We start from the raw sequence: 17,457 nt of genomic DNA on the forward strand, positions 1-17,457 counted from the left end.
CGAGAGCTACCTCGCAGGCCTCGAACTCCGCGCCTCGATGATCTGGCTCGAAGACATCCTGCGAACAGCCGATTGATCACGACATCACACAGGCCCTAGGCGCGCGCGGCGACCTGGACTGGTCGCGGTGTGCGATTGACTCGGTGAACATGCGGGCTTTGAAAGGGGGGGATCTGACAGGTCCGAATCCTGTAGATCGGGGCAAGAAAGGCTCGAAGAACCACCTGATCACCGAGCGGTCCGGACTGCCCATCTCCGTCGGCATATCGGGCGCCAACCTCCACGACAGCCAGGCCCTTCAACCGCTCGTGCGGGGGATTCCGCCGATCCGCTCCCGCCGCGGTCCCCGCCGACGCAAGCCCGCCAGGCTCCATGCCGACAAGGGTTACGACTACGACTACCTGCGCCGATGGTTACGCAAGCGCGGCATCCCCCACCGCATCGCTCGTAAGGGCATCGAAACTTCCACACGGCTGGGCCGCCACCGTTGGAAGATCGAGCGCACCATGGCCTGGCTTGCCGGATGCCGCAGACTCCACCGTCGCTACGAACGCAAGGCCGAACACTTCCTCGCCTTCACAGCCATCACCTGCACCCTCATCTGCTACCGCCGACTCACCAAATGAGACGTCCTCTAAGGCTCCCTCCGAGGACGGCGAGACCCCCTCCGCCGCCGAGACCGCGAAGATCCTTTTCAAGAAGAACAAGAAGGTAATCATCGGCGCTGTGGCCGTCATCGCGACCGGCCTGTTCATCCATCTCACCAAAGGGCAGCACGGCACCGAGGGCATCGAGACCTACGCACCGTTCTCCGACCCTGTATCAGGGGACCAGAAATGTGTCAGGTGCGGAAAGGCATTCGACGTCGAAGACGCGCGAGACGAGTACAACTCCGAGTTCGGTGGAGACCTCGATTATGACGAAAATTACGCAGGAGAAGTCTGTGCAGATTGCGCTATACCGGACAGTGACGGACTCATCAACCAAGGTCGTGCAATTTTCATGATGAATGGCGATGAAGACTATGACGATGACTTCGTGCGAATGTACTTGTGAGTGGCAAGACGGCAATTACAACGGCTAACACAATGAGGTGGATCGCTGCTGGTTGCCGTGTCCATGGCAGGAGTTGAGCGTTCGCCCCGTTGTGGGGAACATCGCCGTGGATCGTGTGGGATGAGCTGTGGGACCGCTTGGAGCCGTTGCTGCCGCAGCGTGAGTGACGCTTTCGGTACCCGGGCCGCAAGCCGCTGCCGGACCGGGAGATGCTATGCGGGATCTTGTACGTGCTGCACACCGGCATTCAGTGGGAATACTGCCCAAGGAGCTGGGTGAACCGCTCCGGGTTGGCCGTAGACGTAAATCTCCGACGCTGAGCGCGCTTCGTGCGCACGGCTCCGGAAGGCCCCGGGTGTCTCACGAGCTTCAGCAGCTGGGTGCCCAGAGACCAGGCGAGCAGCCGTGCCTGTCCACGGATAGGCCGTGGCTCTCAGACCGTGCTCTCGGTCATTACGCGCCGTCCAGGCTGGCAGCGCGCTGACGCCAACCGATCCGCTTGGGTGAGATTGTGTCCTGCCGCGGAGCGTTTCCCTTCCGCACGACAGGCGCGGGTCAGGCGGGCCTCTCCGTCAGCGCCACCGGCGAGCGTCCCGATGACGTTGCCTTCCGGGCTGTCCAGCTCTGTAGCGCGGTGGCAGGAAAAGCGCCCAGGGCGCGGGCGAACTGAGTCAAACCGGTGACAGGGCTGAGTGCTTGAGGTCATCATTAATGGAACTTGTGATGTTTTGCATCACTTGCCCCACCATCTCAAGCAGGAGCATCAATCATGTCGCAAGTGGCTGAGCCGGACGACAGAGACCTCCCATCCCCGCTCCCGTGGCTGGGTCGAACCGGATCGGCCCCCTACATTCCGGGCCATTTCTCTGATCTGATCGCCAATCTCACGGCTCTGTTGAAGGACATCGACGCCGATCCCTTGGTGGATCGAACGTTCACCTGGCCGGGTTCCGCCTCTCCTACCTCGCTGCGTCAGGTGCTCTACTCCGTTGGAAGCTGTGGTCTGTTCACCAGGCAGGGCCGGCCCTCACATGTATTTCTCACGCCCGAGGCCAGGAACTTCCTTGGCAACGGTGATTTGGCCTACCTCGCTGCTTTGCTTCACGCTAATGTCCGCTTCTTCGGCGAGACGCTGGAGTGGATCGGTGAAGGTCTCACCTACGACGAGTTGAATCGCATTGCCGTTGATAGCTACGGGATGAACTGGAAGTCGCTCGACCAGGTCCGGCGGCGAGTGCAATGGATGCGCAGCACGGGCATGATCGAGTATTGGTCTAATGGAAAGATCATCCCGACTGACAATGGCCGGGCGCTGCTGCCAAGACTGAAGTTGCAGAGACGAGCCGCCAGCCTTCCGGCAGAGCTTGTAGAGCCGCCGCGTCGGTTTGCCGAGCGTCTCAACGAGGTCACCGAAGAGGAGCTACAGGCGCGCAGACGAGTGTTGGGGTACATCGCAGGGGGAGCGAACATGACGGCCCTCAGCCGCCTCGTTGATGCTGCGGCGGCAGGACTGTCTCGCAGTGAGTTCATTCAGTTCTCCGCTGAGACTTTCGATGTCAGTAAGTCCTCTGCCGAGCAGTCCCTCAACACCCTGCAGAGTCTTGATCTGTTGAATCAGGTGGGGCCGGACCAATTCGCGGCGACTGACCTTGCGATGGAGTGGCTCAACTCCGGTGAGGCCGTGGATCTCATCCGCCATCTGCACCTCAACCTGGCCTTGCTCGGGGAGACCCTGGACGCTCTGGAATCCGAATCTGACTCAGAAGATGTCTCACGTGGTGATGTGGTGAACTGCGGCATCATTACCGCTTGTGGATGTCGATCTGTCGCAGCGACTGGTTCCTGACGGGCTGTGGGAACTGGTCGCCCCGTTGCTGCCGCCGTTCAACCCCCGTCCGCAGGGTGGCGGGACCGCGCCGTGTGACGAGCGGGCCGTATTCACGGCGGTCGTGTACGTGCTGACCAGCGGATGCGCCTGGCGGCACCTGCCGGAGACGTTCGGCGTCTCGCCCGCCACCGCGCACCGCCGGTTCACTGTATGGACCGAGGCGGGGCTGTGGCGGCGGCTGCACCGGGCGGTCCTGGACGAACTCGGCGCTCGCGGCGAGCTGGACTGGGCCTCGGCCATCGTCGACGCGGCCTCGGTGCGGGCGAAAAGGGGGGCACGCTGACCGGGCCGAACCCGGTCGATCGCGGCAAGAAGGGCAGCAAACTGCATGTCCTGTCCGAGGCCCAGGGCATCCCCCTGGCCGTCGCGGTGTCCGGTGCGAACACCCACGACAGCCTGGCCCTCAAGCCGCTGATCCGCGGCATACCCGCCGTCCGGTCCCGACGCGGGCCGCGTCGGCGCCGGCCCGTCAAGCTCCGCGCGGACAAGGCGTATTTCTCCGCCGAGCACCTCGCCTGGCTGCGCGAGCGCGGGCTCGTCCCGCGCATCGCGCGCCCCGGGATCGAGTCGAGCGAGCGGCTCGGCCGGCACCGCTGGAAGATCGAGCGGTCGATCGCCTGGCTGTTCGGCTACCGCCGGCTCACCGTCCGGTACGAGCGAAAGGGCTCCCACTTCCTCGCCTTCCTCGGCCTGGCCGCCGCCCTGACCTGCTACAAGAAGCTCGCAAAACTCGCCACATGAGACACGCTCTCAGGCACGTTGACCAGGATTCTGGCCGAGAGGTACCCCACGTGTGATCTCACCCGAAAGGACGTGACTGCGCGCGTTGCTCTCCTCGTGGAAACGGGGCTTGCCGAGCGCATCGCGAATGTGACGCGCAGGACTGCCCTGGGTACAGCACTTGCCGGCTCGCTGCCTTTTCAGAAGCGCCACGATGTCCCGGGAAGCAGCGTTCCAAGTGGGTCGGACCCTGCCGCGGCTGAGACCGGCCAGCGCCTCTCCCTTCCCGAGCGAGTGGCGGCCGAGGTAGTGAGCTCGTCAACGGACAGCGGGAACTACCAGCGCTTCGAGCGTGCTCTGGCGGAGGCCTTTCGGTACCTCGCAATGGACACCGAGGTGCACAGCGGGCCGGCTAAGACGGACCTTGTCGTCACCCTCTGGCTTTCTCCGACGAGCAGACGGCGCATCGCAGTGGAGGCTAAGACGGATGGTGCCGGTCTGGTGACTGACCAGGATGTGCGCTTCATGCGGCTCAGCGAGCATCGCGTCCGTCACCACGCCGACCACACCGTGCTGATCGGCCCGGGGTTCGACACCCGGGTAGTTCGGGAGGCGACCAAGGAGGAGGTCGCGGTCCTGACGGCTAAGGAGCTCGCAGAGGCAGTCGTCCGCCACTCCGAGACCCCGCTGTATCCACACGAACTCGCCGACTTGCTACTCGCCGGCCAAGCGGACGCGCTCGAACACACCTGGAGTGAGACGGAACGGCGGACCGAAGCGCTGGCGCTCGTGGTCAATGCAATGTGGAGGAGCGCGAACGACCCTGTCGACGTCGAATTTGGTGCGGGCGGGCTCGACGTACGGGATATCTGGCGCGAGACAAAGTCGTCGCTGGAGACGCCGCTCGACAAAAAGGAGATCGAGGAAGCGCTCGCTTTCCTCGGCAGTCCTTGTGTCGCAGGCTTGGTGAAACGAGGCGGCGATCACGCGATCACGGCACCACCGGAACTGATCGCTTCACGGCTGCGATCCCTGGCTTCGGCTATCGAGGCGAAGGCTGTCGGCGCGGATGTACGAAGGGACACCCCGACGAACACGATCCCAGTGTCCTCCGGCCCCCTGCGTGATGGCCTACCTAAAACCAACCCGTCCTTGAACGACGTTGTGCCCACACAGGTGCGAGCTTGGGCCAAAGCGGAAGGTCGACCGGTGAACGACCGAGGTCGACTCCCTGAGTCGCTGATCAGGGAGTACAGGCGAGCGAGCGGCCTGTCGACTGACTGAGGCCAGGACCCACAGGCTCGAAAACCGTCGTGGCAGCGATGTCACCGTGGGTTCAAATCCCACACCCACCGCAGATGAACGGCCCCCGACCAGCTAAGTCAGTCGGGGGCCTTCGCCGTTGCCGGTGTCCGTGAGCGACCGCTGCTCCCCGCGGTTTCCCGCTCGTTCGGGCACGCGAGGGGCACGCCGATGGGATGATCCGACGCACCGGTGACTGTCTGAGACGGAGGCGTTCTGTTGCAGGAAGCGTTGTACGTGCGATTCCAGGGGACCACTCGAAGCGAGCGGGGTCATTTCCCCGGGGTCTTCGCCCTCGTCAACGGTCTGGCTCGTGAGGGCAGACTGACCGAGGAGCAGGAGCGATTTCGGCGGACCAACAACGACTGGTATGACGCGAACTACATCAACCCGTCAGACACCGATCCGACCGTCTATGACCCTCATCTGAACCCCGGCGCTGTCGCGTGGTTCAAGATGTCATCTGCCGACCTCATCAAGCGCGTGGATGGGTACCTGGAGATCCTTGCAGCACACGGTGTTGACTGCGAGCGAGCTGAGTCGTCGGAGCCTGGAACGATCATCTACGAAGATCAGTACCAAGTTGTCGTGGTGCCTCACCGGAAGACCCTTGGCGAGACCTGAGCACGACATTGATGTGAGGTCGGCGGAGTCTCAATGACCCAGCCAAGCGCGGGCTCGACTGGGCCCTGAAGCACCAAAGCCTCCGTTGTCACAGGTGTCAGGTTGAGGTTCCCCCGAGATGCGAGGAAAGGTGACAGCAGGTCAGATGGGTTTCATGAGAGGAGCCCTGACGATGCCTGCCCCGAGGAAATACCCGCTGGAGTTGCGTGAGCGTGCGTTCCTACGCCGGGAGCTCCGCTGGCACCTGGAGAGTTACGCCGAGCCTGGCCCCGATGGGCTGCTCTTCGTCGGTGAGAAGGGCGCTCCCTTCCGGCGCAGCACGTTCGGGCGGAGGTGGCGCAAGGCGCGTGAGATCGTCGGCATGCCTGAGGGCTTCCGGTTCTACGACCTCCGGCACACCGGACACACCCTGTCCACGCGCTCCGGCGCCACCCTCAAGGACACGATGGTTCGTGCCGGGCAGTCCTCGGAGAAGGCGGCGCTGATCTATCAGCACTCCGATGAGGAGCGACAGCAGGAAGTTGCTGCCGGGCTGGACGCGACCGTGCGCAAGGCACGCCAGGAAGCTGCGGCCGTGCCAGAAGCACAGGCGGCCAAGCCGGACGATCAGCGTTCTGGCACGAATCTGGCACGCGGTGAGTGATCACGACGGACAGCAAAAGGGCCCAGGTCGCTGACCTGGGCCTTAGCCATGGAGCGGGTGACGAGAATCGAACTCGCGCTCTCAGCTTGGGAAGCTGCGAGCGTTTGCGGCTGGTTTTGGCGTTGACCTGCGTGAACGGTAAAGATGGGGCCTTGCCGGGCCCTGCTGCATTCACCGTGATTCCCCGCTGTTCCCCGCTCGATCTGGTGCGCTCGTGGTGCGCACCGTCGTCCAGTACTCGGCGCTGCCTATCGCTTCTGCGCTCGGTAGCGCCTCATTAGCGCGGTGATCCGAGCTGGGTCCGCCTGACCATTGAGCTCGGCCAAGAGATCGTCAGGGCACAACTCGTAGAGATCGCCCCACCATCGACGCCTTCGGTTGTCCCAGATGCGGTAGCCGCCCGGCACCCCTCTGGCAACGTAGCGCCTCCTGCTCATCGTCCCCCTGCTTCCCGCACAGCTCGTGCCGTTGTCCAACCTCGTCCGGCGGCGCAGACCATACGGAGGCGGAGGCCATCCGGCGAGGCAATATGCGACAGTCGGCCAACACGCTTTCCAACTGTGCTGATGGGGTGGTGGGCGTCGTTCGGGGACGTTCACCTGAGTTCATGGGCGGCTGGCCGTCGGCACTGGGACGGCTTCGGGTCTCGTCTGAACGGCCGTGAACGCAGGTGAATGAGACGGAAAGTGAGACGGCGGCGCTGCATCGGCAGGTTCCTGAGCGATGCTCCTTGATCCGCGTCCGAGGTGTGTCCCCTCGATCGGGGCTAACGGGGCTAACGGGGCTAACGGGGCTTGTGGAGCTGCTCTGTTGACCCTAGGTTCTCGCTGCTTGTTATTTCCGGACGCTCCCACGGTCTCGTTATCGGGCACTACAGTCCTTTGTGCCATACGTCACATGACTGCGGCGTGGAGTGGGTGGCTTGGGTGGGGGCAGCCAAGTGCCCGAGTTGCGAGATCTGGGGGGCTTCATGCATGAGATGGTCAAGGGCTCGAACGTGGCGCTGGCGGCGCTGAGCGAGAACGCCGGTTCGGTGATTGTGAGTTTGAGTTGGGTCAGCCCGACCGGTGAAGGCGATGCGGACGTGTCCGTCCTGCTGCTGGATGCCAACGGCAAGGTGCGCAGTGACAGCGACTTCTACTTCTACAACAACCCGGTTGCCGCTGACGGGAGTGTGCAACTGCTGGGGAAGACGCCGACGGAGAGCGGAGACGAGGACCGGATCAGCTTCGACCTGACCGCGGTCCCGTCCGGCATCGACCGGATCATCGTGGCAGCGAGCCGCTACGAGGGAGCCGGCTTCGGGGAGCTGGAAGACCTGAAGATGACACTGGCCGATGGGGGCGGGGAGAGCCTTCTCAGGTTCGCCATCGATGACGCCGGCACAGTGAGCGCGATCATCTTCGGCGAGTTGTACCGGCGTGGGGAAGAGTGGAAGTTCCGTGCTGTCGGACAGGGCTACGACACCGGCCTGGCCGGTCTGGCGGCGGACTTCGGCGTCGACATCGATGACGACGCGGGCGCAGAGGAAGCACTGAACGATACAGAGAGCAGCGAGCAGGCTGATACGGCTGTTCCGGCTCCGGCCGTTGAGCAGGAACAGCAGGTGACGCCAGGTTTGGTTCCGGCTCCCCGCCCGCCTGGCGACGAGGTGGGACCAAAGAAGGCGGCACGGCCTCGCACTGCGAAGAAGAAGGTCACTGTGCCCAGGGTGGCCAGGAAGTCGCTGGCGGACAATGAGTCCTGGAAGCAGGCCAGACTCTTTCCGGTGTCGGTACTCAAGAGCGACCGGGACCGGGAAATGCGCGCTACGTCGGTACTGCTGTCGGTGATGGCGCAGGTGCCCGAGTTCGGCCGGAGACTCACGGCGGCGTTCGGAGCACCGTCGGGCCGTATGGAGACGTTCACCGAGGTCTCCCTGCCGCATGGCGATACACCGCGACGCCCCGACGGGGTGGTCCGTGTCGAGCGGGCCGGCAAACTGTGGACCGCGCTGGTGGAGACCAAGACCAACGGCAACGCCCTTAAGCCTGATCAGGTGCAGGCATACACGGACATCGCCGCACGCCGTGGCTACGAGGCCGTGATCACGCTGTCGAACGACGTCGCGCTGGAAGGCAGCCCGCTCGTCGACGTCAAGATCGACGGACGGCGCAAGCACAAGGTGGCTCTCTGGCACCTGTCCTGGGCCGAAGTCACCTACCAGGCACAGATGCTGATCCGGCACGAGGGCGTCGGAGACAAGGCACACGCCTGGCTGCTCCAGGAACTGCTGTACTACCTGAGGCATGAGAACTCCGGCTGCCACGGCTTCCAGAACATGGGGGCGGCCTGGGTCCCCGTACGCAACGGAATCGATGACGAAACCCTGTGCCAGGGCGATCCGCGTGCCCTAGACGTGGTCGAGAGCTGGGAACGGCTCATCCGCCAGATGTGCCTCAGCCTCGGTGGCGAACTCGGACAGAAGGTACTGCCCGTTCAGCGCGCCAAGCGTGGAGCTGATCCAAAATCTCGCCGCAGCCTCCTGGCCGATCAGCTTTGCGTCGACGGCAGGCTTCAGGCAGAGCTCCGGATCGAGGGCGCACCCGGAATTCTGGCGATCAGCGCCGACCTGCGCACCGGCAAGCTCCGCAACTCCATCGAGATCCCCGCACCCGAGCAGGGTTACCCGTTGACCTGGGCCAAACGCCTCATCCGCCGCCTGGCCGAGGCACCGGCAGACCTCCACATCGAAACCCTGATCCAAGGAGAAACCGGGGGGCCACGGGGCACGCTGGAACGGCTCCGCCCTGAGCCGGCGGACATGCTCCCGAAGAGCAACGACACCCACATCACCGGCTTCCGCCTGTCCTTGTTCAAAAGCATGGGAAGCAGTCGCGGGAACGCCGAATCCGGCTTCATCCGCAGCGTCGACGACGCCGTGCACCGCTTCTACACCACCGTGGTAGTCCACCTGGACCGCCCGACGCCCCGGCAAGCATCAGCGAAGGAACGTGCCGGAGCGGGGTGACGCCCGACCGTGGACGAGGCCACGTGCTTGCAAACGGGATGAGCGCCCTGAGCTTGGGAAGCTAAGGGCATCTGGGGCTTTGCTCCGGGCTGACCTGCGGCGGAGCGGTGTCGGCGCCGGGTGGGCGGTTGACTGGTTCCCCGGTGTTTCCCGTGGGCCCCCGCATGATCTGGCACGGACCTCTTCGTCTACAACGGTGGGGAAGTTCGCCCTTCTCAGAAGCGTGGACCTCGCCCAAAGTCCAGCCGTCGGCGAGGCGATATCCGTATGGTCGGTGAGGCCGTGCTGGCCGAGCAGACCGACGAATGGACCGAACTGCGCCACTACATCGGCTCGGACCTCCTCGCCGAGTGCATCTCCGGCACGTCAGCCAAGCCCGGCTCACCCGAGTCCGGAGGCCAGCCTCCCACCCTGGGCCATTGAGCCCTGTGAGGGCTACCTCCGGCGACCCTCACGTCTCAGCCGTACACGACGTCCGTGGACGTGGCCGTTCATATACAGGCTTCAGTCAACAAGTTGGCCAAAATCAATCACATACTGATCTTGTTGGTGACATGTACATACACTTTCTGACGTTCATGCAGATGATCGTCAGGAAGGGATCAACCATGCGCCCCGCGCGACTGTCCAACCTGCGTACGTCCGGCCGCCGCATAGGCGCCGTCACCCTCGGCGCCGCCGCTGTCGTCGGCCTTCTCTCCGCGCCCGCCCACGCTGCGAGTTGGAGCAGCAGCCTGACGGGGGCCGCTCCCGGCTTCGAGTCCCGCCGCTGGTTCGACAGCGGTGGCTCCACCAACATCCGGTTCACCGGCTGCTCCGACGACGGCTCGGACAGACTCGTCAACGTCACCCTCCGCAAGGACGTCACCGGCCCCGACCCGACTTATGTGAGAGCGGCCTTCACCAATTGCTTCGCCAGCCGCACATCCACCTCCTCGGGCAACTGGTCCAGCCACGGCTCCGGCAACTACTACTTTGTTGTCAACGACGGCGCATCCGGCCTTCGGGTCACGGTCAGATCCCTGACCGTGAACTACTAAAGAACGTCCAGCCGTCCGGCCGCACCCGCACACAGCGGGTGCGGCCGGACGGCCATCCGTGCCACGAGGAACCCCCCATGCCCCTGAACTATCAGTCCTGCACCTTCCGCTACACCGCCAGGTCACGTCCCGTACTCAACCAGCTCAACCTGAACTTCTCCCCCGGCCACACCGTCCTCCTCGGCCCGAACGGCGCCGGGAAAAGCACCCTGCTCACCCTCGGCGCCAGCGCCTCCACACCGCAGGCGGGCCGAATCCGCTACGGCGACCTCGACCTTGCCGACCGCAGGCATGTGCGGACCTATCGCCACAAGGTTTCCTGGCTGCCGCAGCGCCCCGGATTCCTTCCCGGGATGACGTGCAGAGAGCATGTGGCATACGTGGGCTGGCTCAAGGGCATGCGGGAGCGCGATGCCTGGAATGCCGCACCCGAGGCCATCGAACGCGTCGGCCTGACCGACAAGCTCAACAACAAGATCAAGACACTCTCCGGCGGACAGCAGCAGCGCATCGCCATCGCGCAAGCACTCGTCCACGACGCCGAAGTCCTCCTTCTCGACGAACCCACCGTCGGGCTCGACCCCCACCAGCGACGCCGTTTTCTCGACCTGCTGATCTCGCTGCGCGGCACAGTCCACGTCATCGTTTCCACGCACGACATCGGTGACCTGGACCAGGCTTTCGACGAAGTCGTCGTCCTCGAAGCGGGCCGTTCCCGCTTTAAGGGGACGGTCAAGGAATTCGCCGGCCACCACGCGTCGGACTGCGCGCCAGGACGCCAGCTGGAAAGCGCCTACGCGGCGCTCCTGGGGGCAACCGAATGACCATCACCTGGGCAAACCTCCGCGCCTCGGCCGCACCGTGGCTGATCCTCCCCGCCCTGATCTACATCAGCCTGTACATCGGCGACGTCACCTACACCGCCCCCTCCCACTACGGTGTGGAATCCGGCGAGATGGCCGCTTTCGCCATGGCAGTCATCGCCCCGGCCGCCGCAGGCGCCACCGCATGGGAAGCAGGCCGACACCGTCTCCTGGGCCCCATACGCACTACTAGCCCCCGCAACCCCCTCGTGCAGCTCCTGCGAGCCGTCACCCCCGCCCTGATCCTCTACCTCGTCCTCGCCGTCGCCGCGCTCGTGTTCGCCCGCAACGCGACAGGCGTGTGGCCCGGTGGTGCCGGTTGGCTCGCCGTGGCCCACCTGATTGTTCTCCCCCTCGGATGGACGGTCATCGGCTGGTGCGCCGGACGCGCCCTTCCCGGCAGCATCGCTGCCCCCCTCGTGGCGATCGGCTGCTGGGCCTGGCTCGCCATGCCGCACTCCTTCACCAACCCCTCCCTACGACACCTGGGAGGATTCATCGACGGCGGTTCCACCGTCACCGACATCCGCGATCCCGCCGTCTACCTCGTCCCATGGGGTGTAGTTGCCGGTCTGGCCGTCGCCGCGTGGCTTTTGACCAGCCCGCACCGGCGTGGTCTCAAGGCCATGATCGGCGCCGTGACCGCCGCAGCGGCCCTCGTCACCGGCTACCTTGCCGTGTCCGACTGGGGATACGGGGCCCCCACCCATCCCCGTACGGTCGCCGTGTCGTGCACCGGACAGGCTCCCAGAGTGTGTGTGCCGCCGGAGTACCAGCCGTATGCCGAGCAGTTGCGCCGTGACGCCATGGGGCCGATCGACGATCTGAAGGCGGCTGGCGTTCCCGCCCCTCAGGAGCTGCGCATCACCTCTGCCAGTACACCGCCCAAGCCGGGCACCTGGCCGCTGTACTGGTCGCTTCCCGCTCTCCATGAGCAAGCCTCCCAGGAGCGGTACGAGGCTGATCTCGCCGAATCCGCTGTAGCCGGTGTGGCCGCCACCGCTGGTGTGCGCGACTGCCGGCAGCCCGGCTCTCCTGCAGCCGCCTGGGCCGCACTCGTCATCGGCCTCGACACGCAATCCATCCAGCAGGCGATGCTCCCCGCCGAATGGACAGCACTCCAGAAGGTCCGCCAGATGCCCGCCGCAGACCAGGCCGACTGGTTCAAGCAGCAGGCCACCAGCCAGGACCACTGCAACCGGGTGGGCACGTGAACCGATACGCGCTGACGGTACGCCGCTGGTGGGCCGTCCCTCCCACGCTCGCCGTAATCGTGGCCGTGTGCTGGGCGGTGGGCACGAGCGAGGTCCCCATTCCGAGCCTGGTCGGCGGGATGGACGGTGCACGCCTGGCGTACTTCACCCCCATCCTGGCCGTCGTCGCCGTCATGTACTGCATGGAACGTCGGCTCCGGGAGGCGGAACGGACAGCGGTAGTACCCATCCGCCGCCTCGACCATGGCGCCATCATCCTCACCGCAGCTCTCGCACACGCAGCCGGAGTGCTGGTGGGGATGGACGTCGCCCGCAACATCACGCTCCTCCTCGCTCTTGCTCTCCTCGTACGGCGGGTGGCCAACGAAGCGGCGGCAGCGGCTTCCGGAATGGCACTCCTCATCGGCACCCTGATCACCGGCCGTGCCTACCAGCCCGGCGGCTCCGCCACGCACACCTGGTGGGCGCTACCCCTCTACCCGGCGGGAAGCACGACCGCATGGCTGATCACCGTCGCCGTGTTCGCTCTCGCCCTGCTGGCCAGTCCCTGACGTCTCAGGCGGCGCGGACTTGAAACGGAGCGTCAGCCACTGCGCCGCCCCTGACCAAGATGCTGACGCGGTCGCTCCCCGTCACCCCCGCTCCCCCACCGGTTCCGCCAGCTTGGAGCAACCCTCGTCCGGCGAAGGGTTACGAGGTCGAGCGAGGAAATTGCTTGCAGGTGTGCCAACAAAAGAGAGGTCGGCGGAACGGCTTTGGGCTGGAGCTGCTTTGGCGCGAGTGATCATGGCCCCGTAAGCTTGCGGCGCGTCGGGCAGTCTGTGGACCTGCCCGGTGAAGCACGACGTTGGGGCCATGATCTTCGAGGCTCGCGCCAAAGTGGCTGCGTAAAGCCGTGGAGCCGACCGCCCCAGCCACGACGTACCCCTTCCCTGGCATCAGACTGCTGACTGCTCAGAGCGCGGCACGGGCGGCGGCCGGGCTGGAGCGGGGCGGAGACAGGAGCGCAGGCCCGGCCGGGGGCCGGGCCGCGCGCGGGGAGCGGAGCGAGCCGCCTTGAACCCGTAGAGAAAGTTGTTACTCAGGCTTCGGCTGGGATGCACCACAGTGGAGCGGCGTACTGCTCCGGACGGCTGCTGATGAGCAGTTGGCGCAGGTCCTCGCGCAGGGATCCGTTGAGGTTCAATGCCTCGGTGATGCGGCGGAACGTCGTGTGGGTGACTCCGCGGCTTCGGGCCTCGGCCTCGAACTGGGCGAGTTGGGACAGCACCGTCTCAGGGTCGAGCTTCACCGGTGGCTGTTCCTTGAGCCATGCGGCCTTGTTGCGTTCGTAGTCGATCTCCGAGTAGCCGCAGACTTCGCGGCTGTGCGCCTCCACCTCGTCCAGCGTGGTGGTCGCCATGATGGCGCGGGCCAGTTGGTTGCGGCTCAACGCGTCGTCCAAGTCGACTTCATGGGCCGTCGGGCCTTCGTCCGTGAGCGGGACAGGGAGGCCAGCGTCTCGCATCTCGCAAGTGCCGCGTACGCCTCGGGCCGTTGCCGCGAGCATCCCGGTTGCCTCGGACGGGTGCCACTCCAAGACCGAGCTGATCGCTTCTACGTCCTTCGCCGTCAAAGTGCGGACGAGTGGGCCGAGCGTGCCGCGCAGGTCGTCCGGCGGGAGCTCGCCGTCCAGGCCTGGCCCTGCGACCAGGAGTCGGATCGGAGCGTTTACTTGGCAGCAGGCGGCGAGTGTGACGGCATCGGCAAGCGGGCTCTTGAGCGTTGGCTCATCGCCTCGGGCGAGGATGTCGCCGCCCACGTCCAGGAGATCGATCGATGCCGGTGACAAGTGGCTGACGAGTTCTTCGAGTTGGCGGGTGATGCCTTTGGCGCCGTGGTGTGGATCGATCAGAGCGAACGCGTGCGGGAGCTCTGCTGCAAGGCGGGGGAGCGTGGAGCCTGCCGGAGCGATCGGGTGGGCTTCTGCCGGCACTGCCCACACGGCCGGAGTCATCGGTTCGAGGCCGGTGAAGTTGTCCGGTCCGCGGGGACCCGGTACCGGGTCGATCAGGAGGCGGTCCCACGCGTAGGTGAGGATCACCGCCTGGTCCTCGTCGCCGTAGAGGGCGGCGTGAAGCATTGCGGCGGCGACTGCGTCGCCCCCTCCTCCTGCTGCGACGATCAACCGCTTCATGCGGTTCAGCCTACGGGGTCGCGGGTTGACCACTCACCCTATAGTGGCTAGAGGCCATAGCCACTTTGCTGGCCACTTTGGACGAGGAGGGCAGATGCCGCAGATTGAGGAGACTCAGCCGAAGTATCTCCAGATCGCGAACTACATCCGCGACCAGATCCTTCGGGGAGACCTGCGGCCGGGGGACGAGGTGCCCTCGGAGCGGCAGTTGGCGGCGGACTGGAATGTCTCCCGGCCCACTGCCGCACGGTCGTTGGAAGCGCTGAGCCATCAAGGGCTCGTCGAGAAGCGCCAGGGATCGGGCACGTACGTGCGCAGCCTGGAGGTCAATCGGCGGGCGCGTGAGCTGTACGGGCGGGCCCGGCAGACCGGGAAGATCTACACGCCCGGTGAGTACGCGGTGATCACCTCGGCCGGTTGGATGGAGGCGCCGGATCATGTAGCTGAGGCCTTGGGACTGGTGAAGGACCGCCGGGCCGTGCATCGGCGTCGGGTGACCAATAACCAGGACGGTCCGATCAATCTGTCTACGTCGTGGTTCGCTCCGGATGTCGGCCAGCGTGCGCCGAAGCTGGTGGATCCCGAGCGGATTCAGGAGGGGACGCTCATGTACGTCGAGAAGATGACGGGACGTCAGGGCGGCTACGCAGAAGACCGCATGTGCGCTCGCAGTGCGACGGGCGAGGAGGCGGCGGATCTCCAACTTGAGTCGGGCTCTGCGGTCTTGATCGTCCATCACGTCGTTTTCGACCTCCAGGACCGGCCGTTGGAGTTCGCTGAAGCCACCTATCCCCCGCATCGTTGGGCCTTCGAGCAGGGTTACCCGCTCACCTGATGGTCGGGCAGTTACGCCGAACTGCTTGCGCACTCCAAGTGGCTAATGCCACTATCCATGAAGTGGCTAAGGCCACTTGTCTGGAAGGGGGCACGACGTGACGACTCCGCGGCCGAACGGGAGTGGCGCGCGTTCAACTTGCCGGGGATGCCGGGGGCGCGGTTGGAAGCGCGTCGGCTCCCGTACGGCGCTGGCGCTCTCCACGGCCAACGACCGCGTCCGTGCCACATCGAAACGGCGCTGCCTCGACTGCGACGGCAGCGGCAAGGAGTGAGTGCGGATGGCCTATACGATCGACCGCTTTCCCTCGGAGGACTCACCACGACTCGGTGCCATGACCTTGCACCCCGTCGCGGAGTCTGTGCCTCGGGCCCGGCGGTGGTTCCGGAAGTTCATCGCCCCGTACAACCCGGCCTGCTCCATCGACGACTGCGCGTTGATGATCTCGGAGCTGGTCACGAACGCCATTCTCTACGGACGGTCGGATGAGACCTGGCTTGTGCGAGTCGAGTGGTACCGCGAGGAGACCTCGCTCCGGATCGAGGTGCACAATCCGGGGTTTCCGGCGAATGTACGGATGCGGTGCGCAGAGGCCAACGACGCTCACGGGCGTGGGCTGCTCCTCGTCGATACCATCGCCGAGTCGTGGCACTCCGGGCCCAGCCGCTTCGGCGGGACGGTGGTCTCCTTCGTGGTGGCCGACGCCTGGCCCACGAACGAGGGCTTCGGGCCGATTCTGTTCTGAAGGTCAATGTGTCGCTAGTCTGGTTGACCAGTTGACTTGGCCAATCCCGACGGGCGGCGTTCATGGCGTATGAAGTGGAGCCACCGAAGTACGTGCGCCTCGCGCAGACGATTCAGCGTCGAATCGAGGACGGCACGTACCCGCCCGGTACGCGGGTGCCCAGTGAGAACCAGTTGGTGCAGGCCTTCGGGATGTCCCGCCCGACCGTCGTGCGGGCGCTTGAGCTGCTGAAGCGGGATGGCTGGCTGGAGTCCCGGCAGGGGTTCGGCACGATCGTCCGGGGTCGTCCGGAAGTCGTCGAGCAGAAGGACCGGCGGGGGCGTGATGCCCTGGAGCGTGACGAGTCTCAGACCTCGGGACGTCTGGTCGAGGTCGGGGAAGTGCCGGTTCCGGCGCGGGTCGCCTCGACGCTCGGGCTGCCGAAGCGGGCCAAGGTTCTCATGCGCCGGTTCCTGGTCGAAGAGGACGGCGAAGCGGTCGAGTTGGTCTCCTCGTACTTCCCCGCCGGCCTGGCTGAGGGCACCGAGCTGGGCAGCTCCGAAGCCCTGAGCGGCAGTGTCCGTAAGCACTTGGAGGCGCGGAAGAGGGCCCGCTTCGACCATGTGACGGAACGGGTCTCGGCCCGACTGCCTGAGAGCAGTGAAGCCGAGCTACTGGGCCTGCCGGATGGCGTGCCCGTCCTGAGCGTCCTGGTCATCGCGTGCGACGCCTCGGGGCAAGCGCTGCAAGTCTCTGATGTCCTGCTCCCTGCCGATCGGCAAGAGCTGGAAGACACCTACCGGCTCAGCTGACGCGCAGGTGGTCCGTTTGCCGCCGCACCCTCAGGGGCGCGGCTGTCGGCGGGCGAGCCGGTAGATCAGATAAGTGAGAGCCAAGATGAAGTCGACGGCTATCCACAAGCCGATCATGAGGCCCACTCCGATTGTGGTTCCAACATCGTTTGCGCCCTCGCAGAGTTCCAACTCGTCGCCTGTCAGGCCCCGGCACTCTTCGGGAGTACCGCTGCCGGTTGAGGCGCCCACGATCACCAAGATCAGGAAAAGGATCTGGACTGCCAGGAAGAACCAGAAGAAGACGCGGTGCCGTTTCCTCGGAGGGGGTGCTGTCCTGCCCTGGTAGGGGGGACCTGGTGGAGGGCCTTGCCCCGGTTGCGACCAGGCGTCCGGCGGCGGCACGGACCCCTGCTGATTACGCGGACCCCATGACTGCGGTTGCTGAGCGCGGTCCCGTCTGTCCATCTCGCGCCCTCCTCCGTGCTGGTGACTTCATAGTGCGCTTGATGTGCCGGGTCCGCTCGCCGACCGAAGCCACTTGACAAGTCAACCTGGCATCCCTGCCTTC

General features: G+C 65.3%; 16 protein-coding genes and 3 pseudogenes. 17 read left to right on the forward strand and 2 right to left on the reverse strand.

The window, feature by feature from the left end:
* Nucleotides 1–83 precede the first annotated feature (83 nt).
* The 8 genes and pseudogenes from ABD357_RS16460 to ABD357_RS16495 all read left to right on the forward strand — a co-directional run.
* Nucleotides 84–626: pseudogene (locus tag ABD357_RS16460) on the forward strand (IS5 family transposase); the annotation flags it as partial.
* A 100-nt stretch (nucleotides 627–726) separates the two neighbouring features.
* Entirely contained in the window at nucleotides 727–1,056 is a 330-nt protein-coding gene (locus ABD357_RS16465; protein WP_344390873.1) for a hypothetical protein, read from the forward strand.
* Between the two features lie 52 nt (nucleotides 1,057–1,108).
* Nucleotides 1,109–1,325: pseudogene (locus tag ABD357_RS16470) on the forward strand (transposase); the annotation flags it as partial.
* Nucleotides 1,326–1,825: 500 nt separating this feature from the next.
* Nucleotides 1,826–2,902 carry a hypothetical protein gene (locus ABD357_RS16475; RefSeq protein WP_344390874.1) on the forward strand — a complete coding sequence of 359 codons (1,077 nt, stop codon included), beginning with the start codon at nucleotides 1,826–1,828 and terminating at the stop codon, nucleotides 2,900–2,902.
* A protein-coding gene (locus tag ABD357_RS16480; RefSeq protein ID WP_425584903.1) for an IS5 family transposase occupies nucleotides 2,880–3,685 on the forward strand; the annotation gives its coding sequence in 2 pieces (ribosomal slippage) (nucleotides 2,880–3,215 and nucleotides 3,218–3,685; 804 coding nt in all). Before ABD357_RS16475 ends, ABD357_RS16480 begins: the two co-directional genes overlap by 23 nt.
* An 18-nt stretch (nucleotides 3,686–3,703) precedes the next feature.
* Nucleotides 3,704–4,948 carry an Lsr2 family DNA-binding protein gene (locus ABD357_RS16485; RefSeq protein ID WP_344390875.1) on the forward strand — a complete coding sequence of 415 codons (1,245 nt, stop codon included), beginning with the start codon at nucleotides 3,704–3,706 and terminating at the stop codon, nucleotides 4,946–4,948.
* 237 nt (nucleotides 4,949–5,185) lie between these two features.
* Nucleotides 5,186–5,590 carry a hypothetical protein gene (locus tag ABD357_RS16490; protein ID WP_344390877.1) on the forward strand — a complete coding sequence of 135 codons (405 nt, stop codon included), beginning with the start codon at nucleotides 5,186–5,188 and terminating at the stop codon, nucleotides 5,588–5,590.
* 109 nt (nucleotides 5,591–5,699) lie between these two features.
* A pseudogene (locus ABD357_RS16495) lies at nucleotides 5,700–6,233 on the forward strand (tyrosine-type recombinase/integrase); the annotation flags it as partial.
* A gap of 248 nt (nucleotides 6,234–6,481) precedes the next feature.
* On the opposite strand, the gene ABD357_RS16500 reads toward ABD357_RS16495, so the two are convergent.
* Complete coding sequence (locus ABD357_RS16500) at nucleotides 6,482–6,670, reverse strand: hypothetical protein (protein WP_344390878.1); 189 nt, start codon at nucleotides 6,668–6,670, stop codon at nucleotides 6,482–6,484.
* Between the two features lie 533 nt (nucleotides 6,671–7,203).
* Between ABD357_RS16500 and ABD357_RS16505 the strand changes: the two genes are divergently transcribed.
* The 6 genes from ABD357_RS16505 (at nucleotide 7,204) to ABD357_RS16530 (ending at nucleotide 12,911) form a co-directional block, all read left to right on the forward strand.
* Nucleotides 7,204–9,243 (forward strand): TerD family protein, encoded by a 2,040-nt coding sequence (locus ABD357_RS16505; RefSeq protein WP_344391163.1) that lies wholly within the window; start codon nucleotides 7,204–7,206, stop codon nucleotides 9,241–9,243.
* Between the two features lie 267 nt (nucleotides 9,244–9,510).
* Nucleotides 9,511–9,666, forward strand: coding sequence for a hypothetical protein (locus ABD357_RS16510; RefSeq protein WP_425584892.1), 156 nt, complete (start codon nucleotides 9,511–9,513; stop codon nucleotides 9,664–9,666).
* 185 nt (nucleotides 9,667–9,851) lie between these two features.
* Nucleotides 9,852–10,283, forward strand: coding sequence for a hypothetical protein (locus tag ABD357_RS16515; RefSeq protein WP_344390880.1), 432 nt, complete (start codon nucleotides 9,852–9,854; stop codon nucleotides 10,281–10,283).
* A 77-nt stretch (nucleotides 10,284–10,360) separates the two neighbouring features.
* On the forward strand, nucleotides 10,361–11,107 hold the full coding sequence (locus ABD357_RS16520; protein ID WP_344390881.1) for an ABC transporter ATP-binding protein: 747 nt from the start codon (nucleotides 10,361–10,363) through the stop codon (nucleotides 11,105–11,107).
* The gene (locus tag ABD357_RS16525) at nucleotides 11,104–12,360 is read left to right on the forward strand and encodes a DUF7224 domain-containing protein (protein ID WP_344390882.1); all 1,257 of its coding nucleotides are present in this window, start codon (nucleotides 11,104–11,106) and stop codon (nucleotides 12,358–12,360) included. Before ABD357_RS16520 ends, ABD357_RS16525 begins: the two co-directional genes overlap by 4 nt.
* On the forward strand, nucleotides 12,357–12,911 hold the full coding sequence (locus ABD357_RS16530; RefSeq protein ID WP_344390883.1) for a hypothetical protein: 555 nt from the start codon (nucleotides 12,357–12,359) through the stop codon (nucleotides 12,909–12,911). Before ABD357_RS16525 ends, ABD357_RS16530 begins: the two co-directional genes overlap by 4 nt.
* Before the next feature lie 530 nt (nucleotides 12,912–13,441).
* On the opposite strand, the gene ABD357_RS16535 is transcribed toward ABD357_RS16530, so the two are convergent.
* Complete coding sequence (locus ABD357_RS16535) at nucleotides 13,442–14,536, reverse strand: DUF1152 domain-containing protein (protein ID WP_344390884.1); 1,095 nt, start codon at nucleotides 14,534–14,536, stop codon at nucleotides 13,442–13,444.
* 94 nt (nucleotides 14,537–14,630) lie between these two features.
* On the opposite strand from ABD357_RS16535, the gene ABD357_RS16540 reads away from it, so the two are divergent.
* The 3 genes from ABD357_RS16540 to ABD357_RS16550 all read left to right on the forward strand — a co-directional run bounded on the left by ABD357_RS16540 (nucleotide 14,631) and on the right by ABD357_RS16550 (nucleotide 16,907).
* Nucleotides 14,631–15,371 carry a GntR family transcriptional regulator gene (locus ABD357_RS16540; protein ID WP_344390885.1) on the forward strand — a complete coding sequence of 247 codons (741 nt, stop codon included), beginning with the start codon at nucleotides 14,631–14,633 and terminating at the stop codon, nucleotides 15,369–15,371.
* 280 nt (nucleotides 15,372–15,651) lie between these two features.
* The gene (locus tag ABD357_RS16545; protein ID WP_344390886.1) at nucleotides 15,652–16,116 is read left to right on the forward strand and encodes an ATP-binding protein; all 465 of its coding nucleotides are present in this window, start codon (nucleotides 15,652–15,654) and stop codon (nucleotides 16,114–16,116) included.
* Between the two features lie 62 nt (nucleotides 16,117–16,178).
* A complete protein-coding gene (locus ABD357_RS16550; protein WP_344390888.1) occupies nucleotides 16,179–16,907 on the forward strand; it encodes a GntR family transcriptional regulator in 729 nt (242 codons plus the stop codon).
* Nucleotides 16,908–17,457: the final 550 nt, after the last annotated feature.

This window comes from Streptomyces vastus (assembly GCF_039532825.1).
Classification (GTDB): Bacteria; Actinomycetota; Actinomycetes; order Streptomycetales; family Streptomycetaceae; genus Streptomyces; species Streptomyces vastus.

What these genes read in the sequence shown, in the direction of transcription:
- ABD357_RS16520 (WP_344390881.1), top strand. Translation starts at nt 10,361, where the DNA reads ATGCCCCTGAACTATCAGTCCTGCACCTTCCGCTACACCGCCAGGTCA.
- ABD357_RS16505 (WP_344391163.1), top strand. Translation starts at nt 7,204, where the DNA reads ATGCATGAGATGGTCAAGGGCTCGAACGTGGCGCTGGCGGCGCTGAGC.
- ABD357_RS16515 (WP_344390880.1), top strand. Translation starts at nt 9,852, where the DNA reads ATGCGCCCCGCGCGACTGTCCAACCTGCGTACGTCCGGCCGCCGCATA.
- ABD357_RS16525 (WP_344390882.1), top strand. Translation starts at nt 11,104, where the DNA reads ATGACCATCACCTGGGCAAACCTCCGCGCCTCGGCCGCACCGTGGCTG.
- ABD357_RS16475 (WP_344390874.1), top strand. Translation starts at nt 1,826, where the DNA reads ATGTCGCAAGTGGCTGAGCCGGACGACAGAGACCTCCCATCCCCGCTC.
- ABD357_RS16510 (WP_425584892.1), top strand. Translation starts at nt 9,511, where the DNA reads ATGGTCGGTGAGGCCGTGCTGGCCGAGCAGACCGACGAATGGACCGAA.
- ABD357_RS16500 (WP_344390878.1), bottom strand. Translation starts at nt 6,670, where the DNA reads ATGAGCAGGAGGCGCTACGTTGCCAGAGGGGTGCCGGGCGGCTACCGC.
- ABD357_RS16550 (WP_344390888.1), top strand. Translation starts at nt 16,179, where the DNA reads ATGGCGTATGAAGTGGAGCCACCGAAGTACGTGCGCCTCGCGCAGACG.
- ABD357_RS16535 (WP_344390884.1), bottom strand. Translation starts at nt 14,536, where the DNA reads ATGAAGCGGTTGATCGTCGCAGCAGGAGGAGGGGGCGACGCAGTCGCC.
- ABD357_RS16545 (WP_344390886.1), top strand. Translation starts at nt 15,652, where the DNA reads ATGGCCTATACGATCGACCGCTTTCCCTCGGAGGACTCACCACGACTC.
- ABD357_RS16540 (WP_344390885.1), top strand. Translation starts at nt 14,631, where the DNA reads ATGCCGCAGATTGAGGAGACTCAGCCGAAGTATCTCCAGATCGCGAAC.